Genomic DNA, 18,638 nt, shown 5'->3' with positions numbered 1-18,638 from the left:
CCCACAAGTAAGTTCTCTTTTTGAATGCATAAGGCCAGTTAAGGACAATCACTTACTGTCCTCTTTAAAAATACAACTGTCCGCGTACTAAGTATTATAGAGGCTGAAATATTATATTACAATATAAAGATTTTAACATATAAAAATCTCAACTTTCTAAATACTCAATCAATCATACCCTAACTATTAGCGGGTTGTTAATAGATAATTGTTCCCAGAAAATCAGGTTTCTTAACCATCGCGCTCATGCCATTTTAAATCTTCCACATGCTCCCCGATTCGAGCGCAGAAAAAATAGCAGACCATTTTACTGATCTGCCATCTGGTAAACTATTAATTTATCGCTAATTCCGATGTCTCACGAGCTTTTGCATGAAGGTCAAAACGGTCAGCGTTCATTACCTTGACCCATGCATTAATAAAGTCGCGAACAAACTTCTCTTTGTTATCGTCCTGGGCATACACTTCCGCAATCGCACGCAGCTGTGAGTTTGAACCGAAAGCGAGATCGACTCTGGTGGCTGTGCGTACAACATCACCCGTCTTACGGTCACGGCCCTCGTATACTCCACCGTCTGCTGGCTTCCATTGAACCCCCATATCCAGCAGGTTCACAAAGAAATCATTTGTGAGCGTGCCAACACGGTCGGTGAATACGCCATGGTTTGTACCGCCATGATTTGTACCGAGCACACGCATACCGCCAATCAGGACGGTCATTTCAGGTGCACTGAGGTTCAACAGCTGTGCTTTGTCCAGCAACAGCTCTTCCGGACTCACACCATACTGTTTTTTCTGATAGTTGCGGAAGCCATCGGCATAAGGTTCAAGCACTGCAAAGCCTTCTGCATCGGTTTGTTCTTCTGTTGCATCCCCGCGCCCTTGAGCAAACGGAACTGTTACATCAAAGCCTGCGTCACGTGCAGCTTTCTCAATCGCAGCACTGCCGCCAAGTACGATTAAATCGGCAAGGCTGACTTCCTGATCCAGCTGGCTTTGAATGTCTTCGAGTGTATTGAGTACCTTTGAAAGCTGCTCCGGCTGATTCACTTCCCAGTCTTTTTGCGGAGCCAATCGTATGCGTGCCCCATTCGCTCCTCCGCGGAAGTCTGATCCACGGAAGGTGCTTGCCGAAGCCCAGGCTGTTGTCACTAGCTCACTGATGGTAAGCCCTGAGTCAAGAATCAATTCTTTTATCTTTTCTACTTCCCCATCTGTTAAGTCATAATCAACAGCTGGAACAGGGTCTTGCCAGACAAAATCCTCTTTTGGAACTTCTGGACCGATATACCTTGATTTTGGGCCCATATCACGATGCAATAACTTGAACCACGCCCTAGCAAAAGCATCCGCAAACTCATCCGGATTCTGATGGAACCGGCGGGAAACTTTTTCATAATCCGGATCATGGCGCAATGCAATATCGGTTGTAAGCATCATCGTTGGAACTTTTACAGAAGGATCTTCTGCATCCGGAGCAAGGTCTTTCTCGGCAGGATCCACGGCCAGCCACTGATAGGCACCAGCCGGGCTCTTTGTCAGCCACCATTCATAGCCGAACAATAAATCAAAGTAGCCATTATCCCACTGTGTTGGATTTGCCGTCCAGGCTCCTTCAAGGCCGCTCGTTATGGTATCACGTCCCCTGCCGCTGCCATGGCCGTTTTTCCAGCCCAAGCCCATCTCTTCAATCGGAGCTGCTTCCGGTTCCGGACCAACTTTGGCTGCGTCTCCAGCACCATGGGCTTTTCCAAAAGTATGGCCGCCAGCGATCAACGCTACCGTTTCTTCATCGTTCATGCCCATCCGTGCAAAGGTTTCGCGGATGTCCCTGGCTGCTGCCAGTGGGTCCGGCTTGCCATTCGGTCCTTCAGGATTCACATAGATAAGGCCCATTTGCACTGCAGCAAGCGGATTCTCCAGCTCGCGATCGCCTGTGTACCGCTTATCGCCGAGCCACTCTGATTCAACGCCCCAATAAGTGTCCTCTTCCGGATGCCAGATATCCGGCCGGCCTGCGCCAAAGCCGATGGTCTTGCCGCCCATCGACTCAATCGCCACATTGCCTGCAAGTAAAATCAAGTCAGCCCAGGAAATCTTGTTGCCATACTTCTGCTTGACCGGCCAGAGCAGTCGGCGAGCTTTATCGAGGTTACCGTTATCAGGCCAGCTGTTCAAAGGTGCAAAACGCTGTGAACCAGTACCGCCGCCGCCCCGGCCATCGCCAATACGATACGTTCCTGCTGAGTGCCAGGCCATCCGAATGAACAATGGCCCATAATGGCCGTAGTCAGCCGGCCACCAGTCCTGACTTGTTGTCATGAGTTCTTGAAGATCCTGCTTAAGACCGTCATAGTCCAGCTTGTTAAATTCTTCCTTATAATTAAAATCTTCTCCCATAGGGTTGGATTTGCGATCATGCTGATGAAGGATATTCAATTGAAGCTGATTTGGCCACCAGTCTCTATTTGTCGTACCACTCGTTTTTTGACTAGTAACACCCCCGTGCACCACCGGGCATTTTCCAACCTTTGCAGTATCCTTGTCCATTTTCGTTCCCCTTTCGTCAAAATAAAAATAATTAAACTTTCAACATTAATAACTATGAAAGGGACAAGGGATTTAGTATCTATAATTGGAATCTTTTATGAATAGGGGCAGCTGAGGGGATTGGGGAGTTGATTTAGATGAAAGACTACTAACCAAAAAATACTTCCACGCTATCTTCTTTTTGTGCTGTTGCCAAGCAACTTTGGATAAACTTAAGGATTTGTTTTTGGTCCCAGGATGTACAATCACTTTCCGACGGCGAATCGCCCGTATTAAAAAACTTCTTGTAGTCGTTCATTGCCTGTTCTATTTGTTGTAACGAAAAAGTCGAGAACTTCCCTGATCCACTGACTCCAGCATAAAACTTCAGTTAGTCAAGTAAATTGTAAAGCAGCAGTGCATTACGATTCCCCATGCTAAAACGTGCATAAGCAATTTCTTCCCTTGCTTTATTCAAACCGTATATATCATGACCCATTCATAACCCTCCTTCAAAAATTAAAATGAAATGCTTAAGAAACCTTAATGAAACTGATGTACAGCTACATGGCTAATCACTCCTTTCACGCTTGAAGGAAATTATTTTGAAATTAATGCGAGAGAGTAAGAGATATTCAAAAGACGATCCGAGGGTTCATTCAAGAAGTATTCATGAAAGGTTAGAAATCAAAGATTTTAAATAAGGAGAAAATGGAGAGCGGCAAACGAAGAAATTGTGAAAGAAAGCTGTCTGCCTTCAGAAAAAATAATACCACATTACGTATTATTTTAATTCAGTTTTTTTCAAATTTATCAACAATTATGTGAACGCTTTCTTTGTATACGATCCTACAAGGGTTTAGTATGGTTATAATTAAAAATCCCTCAAACTCACAGTCTGAGGGATTTTTTCTAATTAATAGATTCCGACTGCGTCGAATCCAGCGTTGGCTGCCGCTTCTTCCTCGCTGCCTTCACCATAAAGATCGATTGCAGACTGGACGACCGCCTGTCTTGCATCGCTAAAATCGGAATTCGAGGTTAAGTAAACTGTTAATGCGCGATAATAAATCTTCCCTAATTTTTCTCTTCCAAGGTCCTGCGCGATCAGGTATGCCGCATGGTTCGTAATCGAAGAGTTAACATGGACTCCGCCGCCATCTACTGAAGTTGGCATATTATAAAACTCGTCCATGTGGTCTGGATAGACTCCGCCATTTGTGCTGTATGCCCTTCTTTGCTCGTTGCTCACGACAACACCGTTTGGATTGCTTAAGCTGCGCAACACAGTTGCTCCGCTAGCCTTAGCCTCCGGTGCCATAATATCCTCGCCCATTTCCCAATCGCTGTCGTCAATAAGTGCACCAAAGACGTCAGCGAAGGACTCGTTCAGAGCACCTGATTGATTTCGATACACCAGATTTGCAGAATGAGTGATGACGCCATGAGTCATCTCATGAGCAGCAACATCAAGGCCTGCCGATAGTGAAATCATGAATTTGCCATCCCCATCACCATAGGTCATCCAGCGCCCATTCCAGGAAGCATTGTTATAATTGTTGCCATAGTGGACTCTCGATACAATCGCCATTCCTTCTCCGTCAAGGGAATTACGCCCATGTTCATTTAAATAATACTCGTATACCTTTTCAGAATTATAATGTGCATCAACAGCCGCGCGGTCATAGTCACTAATAAAGGCTGCTGAATTCCCAACATAAACAGTATCGTTACTGAAGCTATTATCATTTTTGGCATCATAGGTGACAATGCCTCCAAGATTCTCATGAGAGTAATCTGCCAGTGCAAATTTAGTTCCGGCATTTGGCTCTTTTACCTGCGTAATATGCAGCTCCCTGTGCTCGCCATGTACCCCTTTCCCTGCACCTTTTTGCGTTTGCTCATCAGCATGCATCAAGCCATTGTACTGATCGATTACCTCTCCCGTTTTTGCATCCACAAAAACGAACCAGTTGCCAGGCTCATCTCCCATGAAATTGACATTCACTTTGTAAGCTGTATAATTTTTTCCCTCAAAAGGCAGGACAACAAGCTCCGAAGTAGGCTCGTATGTCAGCTCCTCTGGTGCATTGACAGCAGCCAACGCCGCGCTCAAAGCTTCATCGCTGCTCAATGACGCATTTGTGTCCACTGAATCCTCTGCAATTGTCTGATTGGTTCTTCCATTTACGGACACAATTTCATTATTCTTATTAAAATGGATAACAACTTCAGCCCCTTCAACTTTTACACCATTTACAGATTGGTTGAAACGAACGTGAGTCATGCCAAGTTCATCTTTTTGCGTGCTCTTTACCTTGAGGTTTTTGTCAGGATGAGGAATTCCCGTTTTATCTTGGTTCATCTTCAGATAATTTAACGCTTCAGAAGCTGTGCTGGAAGAAAATTTTTCCGCATACCGCTCCTTCACAAATAAAGGAACACTTGCTTTCTCATTCCATGCCTTGGAAGCTTGTCCACTGCTTGAATCAGCTGGCTGCGCGAACACACTGCTGACCGGGATCGAACCTACCAACATTGCCGACGACAGAACTACGGGTAAAATAAACTTCTTCTTCAAAACTCCATTCCTCCCATCAATTTCCATTCAATGGGTCTATTATATATTTCTATGCACGAAATATCATGAATAATTAGAATTATTTGAATAAATTAAATAACCGGATAAAATATCCTAAATATTCAAGTTCGGAACGGGCCTTATCCTTCTATTTACCTTTATTGGCCAGGGCTTTTGAATGATTACTTTTACCCTAAAGCCTTTTTGAGGGTTCTCCTTACAATATGCCTGTTTTTCTAGTTTTCTACTGTTTCGAAAGTGAAAACATAAATGAGAGACTGATAATTTTTTCAAAAAAAAATACGGAACCAGTTCACCTGATTCCGCCTGTGACGCCTTTATAAAATGGTTTATCGTTTTATTCGATTTACCCGTTCAACCATTCTTCTTTTTTTATCAATCTTCCTTCTTCTGAAGATTTTAGTGCCAGTTCAATTAACTTGGTCACTCTAAGTGCTTCTTCTAATGAAACGACAGGCTCCCTTCTTGCTAAGCTGTCTGCAAGTAATGAAAAGAAATGGTCGTATCCTCCTGATTCTATCATGACCTCTGCCGTATCTTCACAATAGATTGTACCCACTTCTTTTTCTTTTCCTTGATAGAAAGTACCATCTGCCAATTGAGGTTCCTGCTTGTCCAGTCCGTATTTTACGAAACTGCCTTTTGACCCATGTAGTTCAAAACGCGGATAGGCAGAATTAACAAATGAACTTGCGCGTAAATATACTCGTTTTTTTCCATAATGCAAAACGACGAGAAAGCCATCATCCGTTCGGCCATTTTCCCGTTGAGCCATTATTTCTGCATATAATGCATCTGGTTGACCGAATAAAACAAGTGCCTGATCAAGTAAGTGGGAACCTAAATCGTATAGGACGCCGGATCCTGCTCCGGGTTGCTCTCTCCAGCGATTTTGAACATGGGGTCTGAATCGATCAAACCGCGATTCAAGGACTTGCCAGTCTCCCAGCATTTCTTCTTTCAGAAGTTTTTGTATGGTTAAAAAGTCTCCATCCCAACGGCGGTTTTGGTGCACAGTCACGACAGACTCACTAGCTTGTTTAAGCTGTATGAGTTCTCTTCCTTCTTCTACTGTTAAAAACGCCGGCTTTTCAACCAGCACATCTTTTCCTGCAAGAATACATTGTTTTAACATGTCATAGTGCATGTCAGATGGTGTGGTAATGATATACAAAGTTGCCTCACTTTTTGAAAGTGCCTCTTCTACTGTTTCATACACCGGTACATTGCATACATCACTATGGTCTTTGGATGTTCCTGACCTTGAAATAATCCCGACCACCTCATATTTATCAGAATGTACCAGGTGCGGTAAATGGAACACCTTTGCAGCAAAACCAAACCCAACAATTATCGTTTTTATCATGTAAGAACCTCCACTAATTTCTTAGGCTGTTATTCCTCAGTCATTCCGTATACCTCATCTCGCTTATGAAACCCATCGGCAATAATAGTATCATCTATATTATCTTTATCCACTGCAATGGGTGAAAGGAGGAGGGATGGTATCTCCAATTTTCCGTTATTCATTTTTCTATTCGTTGCAACCGTTTCTCCGCCCGCCATTTTGATAGCTGCTCTTGCTGCTTCGTATGCTAATGTTTTAATCGGTTTATAAATAGTCATTGTTTGAGTCCCTTGCACAATATGCTGAGCGGCCGCTAAGTCTGCATCCTGTCCGGCAACTGGAATTTCCCCTTCAAGTCCCTGCGCTTCAAGGGCTTTTATGACCCCGCCTGCTGTCGCATCGTTTGCAGCAATAACAGCATCTATCTCATTATTATTTATCTCCAGGGCGGCTTCCATATTGGCAAAAGCATTTTCTGGCGTCCAATTTTCAGTCCATTGGTCATACACAACCTGTATATCCCCCCTATCTATGAAGGGCTGGAGGACATTGAAAACTCCCTTTTTCAATAAATGGGCATTATTGTCTGTGTTTGCCCCCCCAATATATACATACTTCCCTTTTGGAACTAATTTTGTTATTGCCTGAGCTTGAAGTTCCCCAACTAACTCATTGTCAAAAGAAATGTATAAATCAACAGATGAATTTTTCACTAAACGATCATAAGATATAACTTTAATGCCCGAAGAATGGGCTTTATTCACGATGGTTGCTACCGCCTCAGCGTTATGCGGAACAATTACGAGCAAGTCCACTCCCTCGCTGATTAACGTTTCTGCCTGCACAATTTGCAAGGTATCGTCACCCTTTGCTTCACGAATCACAACTTCCGCTCCTAATGACTCGACCGCTTCTTTAAAAAAGTCTCTATCCCTTGGCCAGCGCTCCTCTTCTAAGGTGTCCATCGAAAAACCAATTTTAAGCTTTTTATCAAAATCAGTAACAACACTTTCATACTCTGGTTCTTTGTTCTCTTTAAGCTTTGGAGTGACCCCCTCTTCGCATGCCGCCAATAATATCAGAAGGAAGATAAGATTCAATAAACCAACTTTCCTTAACTTTGTTATCACCATTTCCCCTCCCTTCCCTGTGGAACTTCTGTTTCCGTTTTGCATTATTCTAATAGTTTGCATTTTTAGGAAAGAGACTAATCTTTTATTCCAAGCAGTGTTTTCCGATATTCTCTCGGCGTAACATTGCACATCTTTTTAAATACTTTGCTAAAATAATTTGGTTCATGATAGCCAACTTCAATTGTAATCTCCTTGATACTCTTCTCCGGTTCTGCCAACATTTTCTTTGCTTTTTCAATACGGCACTCTGTTAAAAAGTCAATGTAGTTAATTCCAAGTTTTTCTTTAAACATTTTACTTATATAAATAGGACTTAAACCTACTTTATTACTAAGCGTTTCTAATGAAATATTCTGTTGGGAATTTTCCATGATATATTGTTTAATCCGATAGATTGTGTCCGCTTCTAAACTAATATAATGCTTATCATAAGATTCTTTTATATTCATCAGAAGATTAGCTGTTTCAGAACGTAATTGACGGTAATTTTGCGTTTGATAATGGTAAATTGGGGTTGCTGCCTCAATCCCCTGGTCGCTTATAATCGACCAGATGGACCATAGTGATTCTAATACGAATTGTTGTGCTTGCTGGATTTCTATCCCTTCCATCTCGTAGGCTTGAATAAGATGGCTAAGATTCGATTTTATTTGATCCCACTGGCCTAGCCGTACCTGGTCGGTTAGATCCTTTTTCAAGTATTTTGCCTGCTGCCAACTGCCTGTTTCATTCAAAACAGGTATATCATGATAAAACCGGTATTTGACCGGAAGTGTCTTATTGCTCGAAGCAATGATTGCCTCCTGATAAGATTGACGGATTTTCTCCAATGAGTTGCATTCATTACCTATCCCAATGAACCAGCCAGCTTTCTGCTCCTTGTTTACTTCAAATAAAATATCTCTTGCAAGAGCAGTCGCTTGTGACCGATAAGGCTGGCCGTTTCTGAAGATAATAATCGGCAGCTGCCCATCGTAGAGAGCACCCATCCATCCGCTTCTCGTTATCCTGACTTTCTCTTTAATGCGAGAATAAAGATGTTCCATTCCATCCGGTACAACCACATTCATGACAAATACCTGACTTGTTGATTGAATATCAAGCATCTCCATTAGCATGTTTAAGTGTACCTCGTGCACATGATCAAATAGCAGCTGCGTTACAACATCTGTTTCAACGAGAGCTAATGTTTTTTGTACCATTTCTCGCTGCATGCTGCTTTCTGCTTGCAGCTCCCTCTCGGATTCTATTTCTTTCAAAACCTTTCCAACCGTTGCTCTAATCTCACTCACCTTACTCGGCTTTAAGATATAATCTTTTGCTCCAAGCTTTAAGGCTGATTGCACATAATTAAACGTATCAAATGCTGTTACCATTATGAATTTAACATAAGGAAAATCAGCAAGAATCTGTTCTACGGCTTCCAGGCCGTTCATACCAGGCATTTGGATATCCATTAACACTAGATCTGGTCTAAAGCTTGCAGCTAATTCTACCGCTCTATTCCCATTATTGGCTTGTTCAACAATTAGGTCGGGGAATGCCCTGTTTAAAATAGCTTCCATCCCTTCCCGTTCTATTTGTTCGTCATCCACAATTAAAAGTTTAATCATGTAACTCGCCTCTTTGTTTCGGAATTTTTAATAGAACGGTCGTGCCGCTGCCCACTGAGCTTTCAATATGTATGACGTCATCTCTCTCATAAAAAAGACGCAGACGCTTAACAACATTACTGAAACCTATTCCTGTAGAATGTCCTGCTGATTGTACTTGACGTTCCAATAAAATTTGAGTAATGATTTCATCAGGCATGCCTATTCCGTCATCTATAATTCGAACTAGGACATATTCAATCATATCTTTCACTTGAATTGTGATGACACCACCGTTAATATTGGGCTCTATTGCATGAATGACAGCGTTCTCAATAATTGGCTGCAGGGTGAGTGCGGGAATAGCAACATGTAAGCATGAGTCATCAATATCCAATTGCAGTTGAAGTCTATCCGTAAACCGTGCCTTTTGAATTTGCATGTATTGATTGACAACAATCAATTCGTCCCTTAATGTAACGGACCGGTCAATTTGCTTTAAATTGTAACGTAAAAGGTCTGCCACGCTGACGAGCAAATCACTTATTTCTTCAGACCCTTCTAAATATGCTTTTTTCGAAAGCGTATTAAGGGTATTAAACAGGAAATGCGGATTCATCTGGCTTTGCAGACTGCGGAAATGACTTTCCTGCAGTAAAATTTTGTTTTGCTGCAGCTCGTGTTCCAGCTTTGCTTTTTCCTTTATCTGCTGGATTAAATTATTTATATTCGTTCGCATATGATCAAATGTTTTAGCAAGAAAGGCAATTTCATCATTCGATTTGACTGTTATTTCATCATCGAATTTCCCTTTCGCTAATTCACTTGCAGCCTTTGTTAATTGTTGGACTGGATGCGTGATGCTTAAGGAAAACCAATAAGTAGCCAATAATAGCAACAAGGATGTTAATAAAACCATCCATATCGCAAGTTTCACCAATTCAATGGATTGCTCCATAATGCCGCGATAAAATGGCTCATGTGTTTTGAGTTCCATATCGATTAAGGTAAGCGTCATATCGGAAATATAGTTACTAATACGGGTAATTTCTGCAAGGTCCTTTACGGCTGCCTCGGAATCTCGTTCAAGTCCCAGTAATCTGTCTGTTGTTTCAATTAAGCTGCCCATTAAATTTATGTAATTTGTTAATGTAAAATCATTTACTTCATTTCTTACCTTAAATACTTCATATCTAGCAGATTCCAGTACCTTTTTGCTGTTCTCTAACTTTTTTAAGTTTTCTGGTGTCGATTGGTTCATATAGTTATTCAAGTCTGTGATGACTTGATTACTGGACCTCGAAACATCACTTAATATTAAGTATCGGTTTAAGATGTCATTATATTTTACTTGTGTTTTATAATTATAGAATGTCAGAGCAATCCAAATAATGGACATAATGATAATGACTATAGTGGTGAATGATAATATTTTCTTTCTAATGCTATTCATTTCTGTTGTCCTTCAATATGCGTATGTTTGTAAAGTAACCATTAATATCAAGTGGGACCGTTTCTCCATTCAGCCATTTAACAATTTGCTGGACACTGACTTCCCCCATTGTTTCGGGATCTTGCTCAACGACTCCGTCAATCTTACCTTCCTCAAAGAGAGGTAAAGATTCTGGTCCATCATCAAAGGTATAGATAAAATACGGTTCAACCTGTGAGCGTTTCCCTATTTCCTGTACCATTGGACCAATCATCTTAGCGTTTACCGCGATAAATCCATTAACATCCGGTATTTGATTTAACTGGTCCCTCATCGTCGTAATGACTTGATCTTTTGACTCTCCTGTTTCGGCATATTGTATCTTAATATTTGGATACACTTTCAAAGTGGCATAGATACCCTTTAATCTCTCATTCTGGTAATACTCTTTCTGTTCGTCAGAAAGCAGCACAACCTTCCCTTCCGTTCCCATATCATTCAACAACTGTCTTGCTATTAAACCTCCCGCACGGAATTGATCGGAACCAACGTAGGTTCTTCTTAAGCTTTCCTTCATTGGCACATCATTCGCTACTGTGATAATCGGAATTCCATTAAACGCGGCCTTTACTTTTGTAAGTTCTTTAAACTCGTCTGTATCAAGTCCTTGAATGATGATTCCATCCACTTTGGAATGGATAGCCAGTTCTAACTTTTTTAAAAATTGTTCTGAATTATTGCTATAGCTTCCCCAAATTTCAAGGCTGGCTCCTTCTTTCACAGCCTGTCTCGATGCTCCCATGCCAACCTTATTCCAAAACGTTGTGTCCATGTCTCTCGTGATAAGAACTAAGCGATAGCGAGAGTCTGTTTGATTTTTTGCTTTAGGTAAAGCTATGTCATTACTAAAAACAATGTTGGCTGATACAAAAATGAGATAACAAAGGGAGGCAAATACAAGACCCAATATGGCATATGTATACTTTTTCATATTTGCTTCCTCCCTTTTTCTTTCCTTAACTGTTTGATGTTATGTAACTTGATTCTATCAGCCTGGCTTTTAAACTGCATTATAAATAAAGCTGTTTTCGTGAAGATTGTTGTTAAAATTCTAAAGCCGATTTTAACGTGATCATAAGCCATTTGTAGTTCGGAATTAAGTGTGCTGGCTCTTTTCTCTAAATTAGTTTTATTTTGTGAAGAAATATATGTCTTTCAATCAAATTTTGTAGCCAAAAACAACAAAGTTTGAGAAAAGAGCCATAATTAATGGCAATTATGCAAAAAAAGGCTTCCCCAATGATCTTGGTGAAAGCCCGCTAGAAGAGGCAATTAGTTTCCTTTTCTTCTTGTCATAACGTCAAAGATTACCGCTAATGCTAAAACGCCGCCTTTAATCATATATTGATAGGAAATCCCTACACCGAGCAAGTTCATCCCACTCGTTAAGGATGCCATTACGATTGCTCCGATAATCGCCCCTGTTACTTTACCTACACCGCCTGCTGCAGATACACCACCAACGTATGCAGCTGCGATGGCATCAAGTTCGAACAGGGTTCCAGCAGTTGTCGTTGCTGACTGAAGGCGAGAGGTAAATAGAATGCCTGATAAAGCTGATAGCAAACCCATTGAACCGAATACAATGTACGTAATCTTATTTACGTTAATCCCGCTTAAATGGGCTGCTTCTGGATTACTGCCGACTGCATAAATATGCCTTCCCATTACTGTCTTCGTTGTCAAGAAATGATAGATAAGCACAACTAATAAGATAATCATTACTGTCCAGGAGAAGCCGTTATATCCAGCTAAGATCCAAGTGATTGCAGCGATGATAGCTGAAACGAACACAAGTTGCAGGATGAAAATCTGCTTGGAAACTACTTCGAAATTATACTTAATTTTGTTTCGGCGATTGGATACTGCACTAAAATTGTAAAATAAGATTCCCAGTACACCAATTGATAAAGATAATAAATGTAACCCACTAATCTGCATAATAGATGGGATGTATCCATTTCCAATTGCATTAAAAGCATCATTTTGAACGATAATGGTTCCAGACTTTTCTGTTACTTGCAGAATCGCACCGCGGTAAATCAACCAGCCTGCCAGTGTTGCTACAAAGGCAGGAATCCCTACTTTTGCAACAAGGAAGCCTGTAAACAAACCGGCAATCGTTCCAAGCACCAAAATGACAGGAATAACAATATAAACAGGTAAGCCATGCTGCATTAGAAGAATGGCCGCAATTGCTCCCAGGAAACCTGCTAAGAATCCGATCGATAAGTCAATATGCCGAATGACAATGACCAGCATAACACCGACAGCCAGAACCGCAATATAACCCGCGGAGTCTAGTAAGTTACTAATATTGCGAGAAGAAATAAACAAGCCATCCGTTAAAATGGTAAAGATGAGAAAGATGACAAATAAAGCAATGTACATCCCGTAATCACGAATATTTTTACTGATTAACGTTTTAACGTCATTTATTAAAGTCATTGGTTTAGCCTCCTATTGTGTTGCAAGTTGCATTATTTTTTCCTGATCGGCTATTTCTATTGGCAATTCGCCTTTGATTTCACCTTCGGCCATGACATAGACTCTGTCACTCATTCCCAATACTTCGCCAAGCTCAGAAGAAATCATGATAATACTCATTCCCTCTTCAATCAGCTTGTTCATCACCGTGTAAATCTCAAATTTTGCGCCTACGTCAATACCTCGGGTAGGCTCATCTAATATTAGGAGTTTAGGGCCAACAAACAGCCACTTGCCTAACGAAACTTTTTGCTGGTTACCGCCACTTAGTTTGCCAACAAGCTGTTCTAAAGAAGCAGCTTTGATATGCAATGAAGATTTATAGCTATCTGCGACTTTAATCTCTTCATTGTCGTTAATGACTCCGTTGGCAGAAATCCCTTGTAAATTCGCGGCAGAAATATTGCTTTTAATATCTTGCAGTAAAAACAACCCATCCCCTTTGCGATCCTCCGTAACATACGCAATTCCAGCCTTTATTGCCTCACTGGTATGTTTCAATGCTTTTGGCATTCCATCCAACAGCAAGTCACCTTGCAGCTTATAAGCTTTCGCGTTACCAAAGATACTAAGGGCTAGTTCCGTTCGGCCAGAGCCCATTAAGCCTGCCAAACCAATGATTTCACCTTTTTTAACGTTTAGGTTTGCATTTTTCACAACATGTCTGCCAAGCTTTTGGTCATATGCAGACCAATTCTTTAACTCAAGCACTTTTTCTCCATTTGATTTCTTAGGGCGTTTCGGATAAATATCTTGAATTTCACGTCCAACCATATTTTTTATTATCGTATTTTCTGTTATCTCCCCCTTGGACGCATCCAGGGTTGTAATTGTTTGTCCATCACGAAGCACGGTTGCACTATCTGCTATTGCAATAACTTCCTTCAATTTATGGGAAATCATAATGCAGGTAATTCCTTGTTTTCTGAGTTCGTCAAGCAATTTTAATAGATTTTCACTGTCGTCCTCATTTAAAGCTGCAGTCGGTTCATCGAGAATGAGAAGCTTTACATCTTTGCTTAACGCTTTGGCAATTTCTATTAACTGACGTTTCCCTACTCCTAAGTCTTTAACAAGTGTCTCCGGGTTAATGTCGAGGTTAACTTTTCCAAGCAGTTTTTTCGCTTCAACAATCGTCTCATTCCAGTCAATAAAAGCTCCTTGCTTGATTTCATTGCCAGCAAATATATTTTCATAAACTGTGAGATCAGGAAACAAAGCTAGCTCCTGGTAAATGATAACGATACCTGCATTTACACTATCGTTAATCTTATTAAATTGCTGTACCTTACCTTCGTAAACAATATCCCCATCATAAGTCCCGTAAGGATAAACCCCGCTCAGCACTTTCATCAGAGTGGATTTTCCAGCCCCATTTTCTCCAACTAAGCAGTGAATTTCACCTTTCTTCACTTTGAAATTGACATTGTCGAGCGCCTTAACTCCTGTAAATTCCTTTGAAATCTGCTTCATCTCCAGAATATATTCGCTCATCCTCATTCCCTCCAACCAAAACAGCTATAATAACTGCGTGATCGTAGTCTAATTGAATACGATCACGCAATTTTAATTTTTAAAGTCCTTTAAACTCACTAGCTTCATAGTATTCTGAATCAATTAGCTCTTTTTTAACATTCTCTTCGTCTACGACAATAACGTCTGTTTGTTTCGCTTTCACATCCACTTTTCCATTGTTGTAAGAACCAGTTGTCTCTGGTTTTTTATCATCCAGGATGTCGATTGCCATATCAATTGCGTCTGCAACCAGTGTTCTTACATCTTTAAATACCGTCATAGATTGCTTGCCATCAATGATGTATTGAATTGAAGCTTTTTCAGCATCCTGGCCTGTTACGACGAAGCTAGAAATGTCAGAGTCTGTTCCGAAAACATCTGCAATGGATCGAGCTGTTCCATCGTTTGGAGCTAAAACAGCTACATCACCTTTTAAATTCGCAGCAGCTGCTGTTAAGTGTGTTTGTGCTTTATTTTTCGCTTCGTTAGGATCCCAGTTTGTTGTTACCTGACCCAGAATTTTTCCTAACTCATCACGAGTAAGCTCTTGCTTATCTTTTAATGCTTCTGCTTCTGTAGAGTTAGCGATCACAAAAGTACCGTCCGCAATCTTCGGCTGAAGAACTTTCCAAGCACCTTCAAAGAATAAAAATGCATTGTTATCAGAAGAAGCACCTGCATATAGGTATAATGGGACGTTCGTGCCTTTTACATTGTCAATTAAGTATTGACCTTGAGCAGCACCTACTGCCAGACTATCAAACGTTACATAATAATCGACTGCATCTGTTTCTGTAATTAAACGGTCATAAGCGATAACGGTTACTCCTTCTTTTTTCGCTGCTTCGACCGCAGAACCAGCTGCTGCGCCATCGTGAGGAGCAATGATTAATACTTCGATCCCTTTGTTAAGCAAGGTTTCAACGTTTTCTTTTTCCTTCGCAGAAGAACCCTGGCTGAATAAAATTTCAGTTGTGTAATCAGAATCTGCTAATGCATCTTTAAAGCGCTGCTCATCCTGCACCCATCTAGGCTCATCCTTCGTTGGAAGAACAATTCCTACACTCACTTTACTGCTTCCGCCAGTTTTCCCGCTGCATGCTCCCAGCATCCCAGTCAACACTGTCATAACGATTAAAACAGAAAATAATTTCCAAACTTTTTTCACTAATATTTCCCCCTTTAAAGATGAAATTAATTTGCTACAACTCCATCTTATAGCGGACCAATCACTTTGAAAGCGTTAACATATAGTAATCTTTTATTATCTTCTGTACTTTTTTATCTTTTCTGAAAAAGGTGCACAGTCCCCAGTCTTGTACTAAGCCTTGTCTTAAGTTCAAGACTCAGGTAAACAAGGGTAGTTAGCAATTCACAAAAAAAGAACCTGTGGTACCGGATTCCGTCAATAATGTCCTGCCTATTCATTTTAGGAAGCAATTGGACGTACCACCTTGCTCCCCCAATGTAAAACCATCCTGAACATCTGCCCAGAATGTTTCATATTATATATTATGAAAAATGAACAGTTAGGAGTAATGGTATGCCAAATGAAATTGATAAACAGACAATTGAAGTGGTGAATGTAACCAGTCCAGCCTTAAATTCAAGGCGCGGGAAATACTTTATCGGCAAAAGCGGATTACTGAATTTCGGGGGCGGATATTACGCGTGGGGCGGAATCGTCAATCCTGCTGATTCTGGGGTCAATGTGTATATCGATATTTTTACGATCACAAACTTTTCAAACCAAAATTTCATCAGTGAAATCTGGTTAAACGCTGTTCCGCCTAGAAATGCAGCGGTCTCGTCCCATGTAACTCCAACCAATCAGGCAATTTCACCTTCTCCACTTCCAAAGGCAATCTTGAAATATGCTGGATATTCTGCTGAGCCCATGGCCAAAGGTGTGAATATATTCGATCGAATTGTTTCTCAAAATTCCACCCTTGTCAGCGATTCACACAACGGTTCCATCATTATTGGTCCCGGAGACTCATTCTCCATCCTTCTAAGGCCGCCGGGTTATCAATACATCTCAGGGACAATCGTTTTGACCTGGTGGGAGGAAGCCGCCAATGCATGAGCAGGAGATGACTGGCATGAACTTCAAGTCGATGGACAGCGAGAAACACCTCAATGAGGTCACCGTACTGCCCGAAAATGTATATCACTCCTATCTCGGTGAATACTTTCTCGGTCAAACAGATCTCATATCCTTCGGTGGTGGTTACAACGGATGGGGCGGACTGGTCAACCCGGCAGACTCCAATGTGAATCTATTCTTGAACGCCTATACCATCAGCAACTATTCCAATGAGCCATTAACCACTGAAGCCTGGATTGGCAGCATCCTTCCCGGAAACGGAAAAACATCTCCGCATTTCGCTGCCGGGAACCAAGCCTTAAATCCCCCGCCAATACCCAAAGTTCATATTAAAAGCGCCAGCTTCATTTCAGGAAAGCCAACCAGGGGTACTAATGCCTTTGTACGAAGGGTTGAGCCAATTACAACCCTTACAAAACATGACTTTCAAGGTATGTTTATCGTCCCTCCAGGAAGTTCTATTTCCTTATTCTTTCGATCCCCCGGAAAAAGGCAGGTACATGCAAGAGTCGCCTTTGGATGGTGGGAGGAAAAAGCATAAAGCTAAAGGTGTTCGGAGCATGGGGGGGCTGGATGCTTTTGCTAGAAAACAAACTGAAGAGCCTCATCCTTCAAAAAGGAAAAGGCTCTTTTCCATGCTTGAACTGTATTGGGCGAAAAGCAAAAAGAAACGGAACCAGGATCACCTGATTCCGTTAGCACATCGTGGTATTTGTTCCCTCATTTAATCCAGATTTTTTGCCGCAAACTCGCCAAGCAATTCCCGCACTTCAGCTGTTGACTTCGTGTTCATTAATTGATTTCTTAATGCACTTGCCCCTTTAAATCCTTTGACATAAATCTTGAAAAAGCGGTGAAGAGCTGTGAACGGACGTAGTTCTAAATGGGAGTATTTATCATGAAGATCCATATGCAGATTTAGAAGATCAAGCAATTCCTCACTGCTATGCTCCTTCTTCTCCTTTTCAAAGGCAAATGGATTATGGAAAATGCCACGGCCGATCATAACACCATCAACACCATATTGCTCGACCAGCTTCAAGCCAGTTTGGCGATCGGGAATATCCCCATTGATCGTCAAAAGCGTATCCGGGGCCACCTCGTCACGAAGTTTCTTAATTTCCGGAATCAGTTCCCAATGTGCATCCACTTTACTCATCTCATCCCTTGTACGCAGATGAATGGAAAGATTGACGATGTCCTGTTCCAATATGTGTTTCAGCCAGCTCTTCCACTCGTCTAATTCTGAGAAACCAAGCCTTGTCTTAACGCTTACCGGCAATCCACCCGCTTTAGCCGCCTGGATTAGTTCAGCTGCCAGTTCGGGACGACGGATCAGACCGCTTCCCTTTCCATTCTGTACCACATTTGGTACGGGACAGCCCATATTGATATCCAGACCCTTAAAGCCCATTTCCGCCATGCCAATGCTCATTTTCCGGAAATATTCAGGCTTGTCCCCCCAGATATGAGCGACAATCGGCTGTTCATCCTCTGTAAAGGTCAAACGCCCCTGCACACTTTTGATGCCATCCGGGTGACAATAACTATCACTGTTTGTAAACTCGGTAAAAAACACATCCGGTCTTGCTGCTTCACTCACTACATGACGAAAAACAACATCCGTCACTTCTTCCATTGGTGCCAGTATAAAAAATGGCCGTGGTAAATCACGCCAGAAATTTTCTTTCATAATCGTTCAGTCCCTCTCATCATGGGATACCAGAGCTTACCCTGATCCCAAAATTAAAAAGCAGAATGCTCCTGCTCCTTTTACACTTATACCATGCTTAAGCACTTTTTATCAAACTGATTGAAATGGTAATTTTAACT

At 41.5% G+C, this 18,638-nt stretch carries 13 protein-coding genes; 2 read left to right on the top strand and 11 right to left on the bottom strand.

What is annotated here, in order from left to right; translation table 11 throughout:
* Positions 1-333: 333 nt before the first annotated feature.
* From katG to J7E38_RS15270, 10 genes are all read right to left on the bottom strand, one after another.
* On the bottom strand, positions 334-2,550 hold the full coding sequence (katG, locus tag J7E38_RS15320; RefSeq protein ID WP_214706914.1) for a catalase/peroxidase HPI: 2,217 nt from the start codon (positions 2,548-2,550) through the stop codon (positions 334-336).
* Positions 2,551-3,445: 895 nt separating this feature from the next.
* Complete coding sequence (locus J7E38_RS15310; protein ID WP_214706916.1) at positions 3,446-5,110, bottom strand: M4 family metallopeptidase; 1,665 nt, start codon at positions 5,108-5,110, stop codon at positions 3,446-3,448.
* Positions 5,111-5,477: 367 nt separating this feature from the next.
* Positions 5,478-6,497: a Gfo/Idh/MocA family oxidoreductase gene (locus J7E38_RS15305; RefSeq protein WP_214706918.1), complete on the bottom strand. Its 1,020-nt coding sequence runs from the start codon at positions 6,495-6,497 to the stop codon at positions 5,478-5,480.
* 29 nt (positions 6,498-6,526) lie between these two features.
* A complete protein-coding gene (gene xylF, locus J7E38_RS15300; RefSeq protein ID WP_214706920.1) occupies positions 6,527-7,579 on the bottom strand; it encodes a D-xylose ABC transporter substrate-binding protein in 1,053 nt (350 codons plus the stop codon).
* Positions 7,580-7,686: 107 nt separating this feature from the next.
* The gene (locus tag J7E38_RS15295) at positions 7,687-9,225 is read right to left on the bottom strand and encodes a response regulator (protein WP_214706921.1); all 1,539 of its coding nucleotides are present in this window, start codon (positions 9,223-9,225) and stop codon (positions 7,687-7,689) included.
* Entirely contained in the window at positions 9,218-10,657 is a 1,440-nt protein-coding gene (locus J7E38_RS15290) for a sensor histidine kinase (RefSeq protein ID WP_214706922.1), read from the bottom strand. Before J7E38_RS15290 ends, J7E38_RS15295 begins: the two co-directional genes overlap by 8 nt.
* Positions 10,650-11,627 (bottom strand): sugar ABC transporter substrate-binding protein, encoded by a 978-nt coding sequence (locus J7E38_RS15285; protein WP_214706923.1) that lies wholly within the window; start codon positions 11,625-11,627, stop codon positions 10,650-10,652. The genes J7E38_RS15290 and J7E38_RS15285 overlap by 8 nt, the downstream gene beginning before the upstream one ends.
* 341 nt (positions 11,628-11,968) lie before the next feature.
* On the bottom strand, positions 11,969-13,144 hold the full coding sequence (locus J7E38_RS15280; RefSeq protein ID WP_214706924.1) for a sugar ABC transporter permease: 1,176 nt from the start codon (positions 13,142-13,144) through the stop codon (positions 11,969-11,971).
* Positions 13,145-13,156: 12 nt separating this feature from the next.
* On the bottom strand, positions 13,157-14,677 hold the full coding sequence (locus J7E38_RS15275) for a sugar ABC transporter ATP-binding protein (RefSeq protein ID WP_214706925.1): 1,521 nt from the start codon (positions 14,675-14,677) through the stop codon (positions 13,157-13,159).
* 79 nt (positions 14,678-14,756) lie between these two features.
* A complete protein-coding gene (locus tag J7E38_RS15270) occupies positions 14,757-15,866 on the bottom strand; it encodes a sugar ABC transporter substrate-binding protein (RefSeq protein WP_214706926.1) in 1,110 nt (369 codons plus the stop codon).
* Between the two features lie 375 nt (positions 15,867-16,241).
* Between J7E38_RS15270 and J7E38_RS15265 the strand changes: the two genes are divergently transcribed.
* Positions 16,242-16,784 carry a DUF6143 family protein gene (locus tag J7E38_RS15265; RefSeq protein ID WP_214706927.1) on the top strand — a complete coding sequence of 181 codons (543 nt, stop codon included), beginning with the start codon at positions 16,242-16,244 and terminating at the stop codon, positions 16,782-16,784.
* Positions 16,777-17,346, top strand: a complete 570-nt coding sequence (locus tag J7E38_RS15260; RefSeq protein ID WP_214706929.1) for a DUF6143 family protein — start codon at positions 16,777-16,779, stop codon at positions 17,344-17,346. The genes J7E38_RS15265 and J7E38_RS15260 overlap by 8 nt, the downstream gene beginning before the upstream one ends.
* A 183-nt stretch (positions 17,347-17,529) precedes the next feature.
* Here J7E38_RS15260 and J7E38_RS15255 read toward each other — a convergent pair whose 3' ends face one another.
* Positions 17,530-18,498 (bottom strand): tRNA dihydrouridine synthase, encoded by a 969-nt coding sequence (locus J7E38_RS15255; RefSeq protein WP_214706930.1) that lies wholly within the window; start codon positions 18,496-18,498, stop codon positions 17,530-17,532.
* Between the last annotated feature and the right edge of the window lie 140 nt (positions 18,499-18,638).

Origin of the sequence: Bacillus sp. ISL-35 (assembly GCF_018613355.1) — a bacterium.
Taxonomy (GTDB): Bacteria; Bacillota; Bacilli; order Bacillales; family Cytobacillaceae; genus Mesobacillus.
This window is presented reverse-complemented; position numbering and strand designations above follow the sequence as displayed.

What these genes read in the sequence shown, in the direction of transcription:
- J7E38_RS15295 (WP_214706921.1), bottom strand. Translation starts at nt 9,225, where the DNA reads ATGATTAAACTTTTAATTGTGGATGACGAACAAATAGAACGGGAAGGG.
- J7E38_RS15305 (WP_214706918.1), bottom strand. Translation starts at nt 6,497, where the DNA reads ATGATAAAAACGATAATTGTTGGGTTTGGTTTTGCTGCAAAGGTGTTC.
- J7E38_RS15275 (WP_214706925.1), bottom strand. Translation starts at nt 14,677, where the DNA reads ATGAGCGAATATATTCTGGAGATGAAGCAGATTTCAAAGGAATTTACA.
- J7E38_RS15285 (WP_214706923.1), bottom strand. Translation starts at nt 11,627, where the DNA reads ATGAAAAAGTATACATATGCCATATTGGGTCTTGTATTTGCCTCCCTT.
- J7E38_RS15255 (WP_214706930.1), bottom strand. Translation starts at nt 18,498, where the DNA reads ATGAAAGAAAATTTCTGGCGTGATTTACCACGGCCATTTTTTATACTG.
- katG (WP_214706914.1), bottom strand. Translation starts at nt 2,550, where the DNA reads ATGGACAAGGATACTGCAAAGGTTGGAAAATGCCCGGTGGTGCACGGG.
- J7E38_RS15265 (WP_214706927.1), top strand. Translation starts at nt 16,242, where the DNA reads ATGCCAAATGAAATTGATAAACAGACAATTGAAGTGGTGAATGTAACC.
- J7E38_RS15260 (WP_214706929.1), top strand. Translation starts at nt 16,777, where the DNA reads ATGCATGAGCAGGAGATGACTGGCATGAACTTCAAGTCGATGGACAGC.
- J7E38_RS15280 (WP_214706924.1), bottom strand. Translation starts at nt 13,144, where the DNA reads ATGACTTTAATAAATGACGTTAAAACGTTAATCAGTAAAAATATTCGT.
- J7E38_RS15290 (WP_214706922.1), bottom strand. Translation starts at nt 10,657, where the DNA reads ATGAATAGCATTAGAAAGAAAATATTATCATTCACCACTATAGTCATT.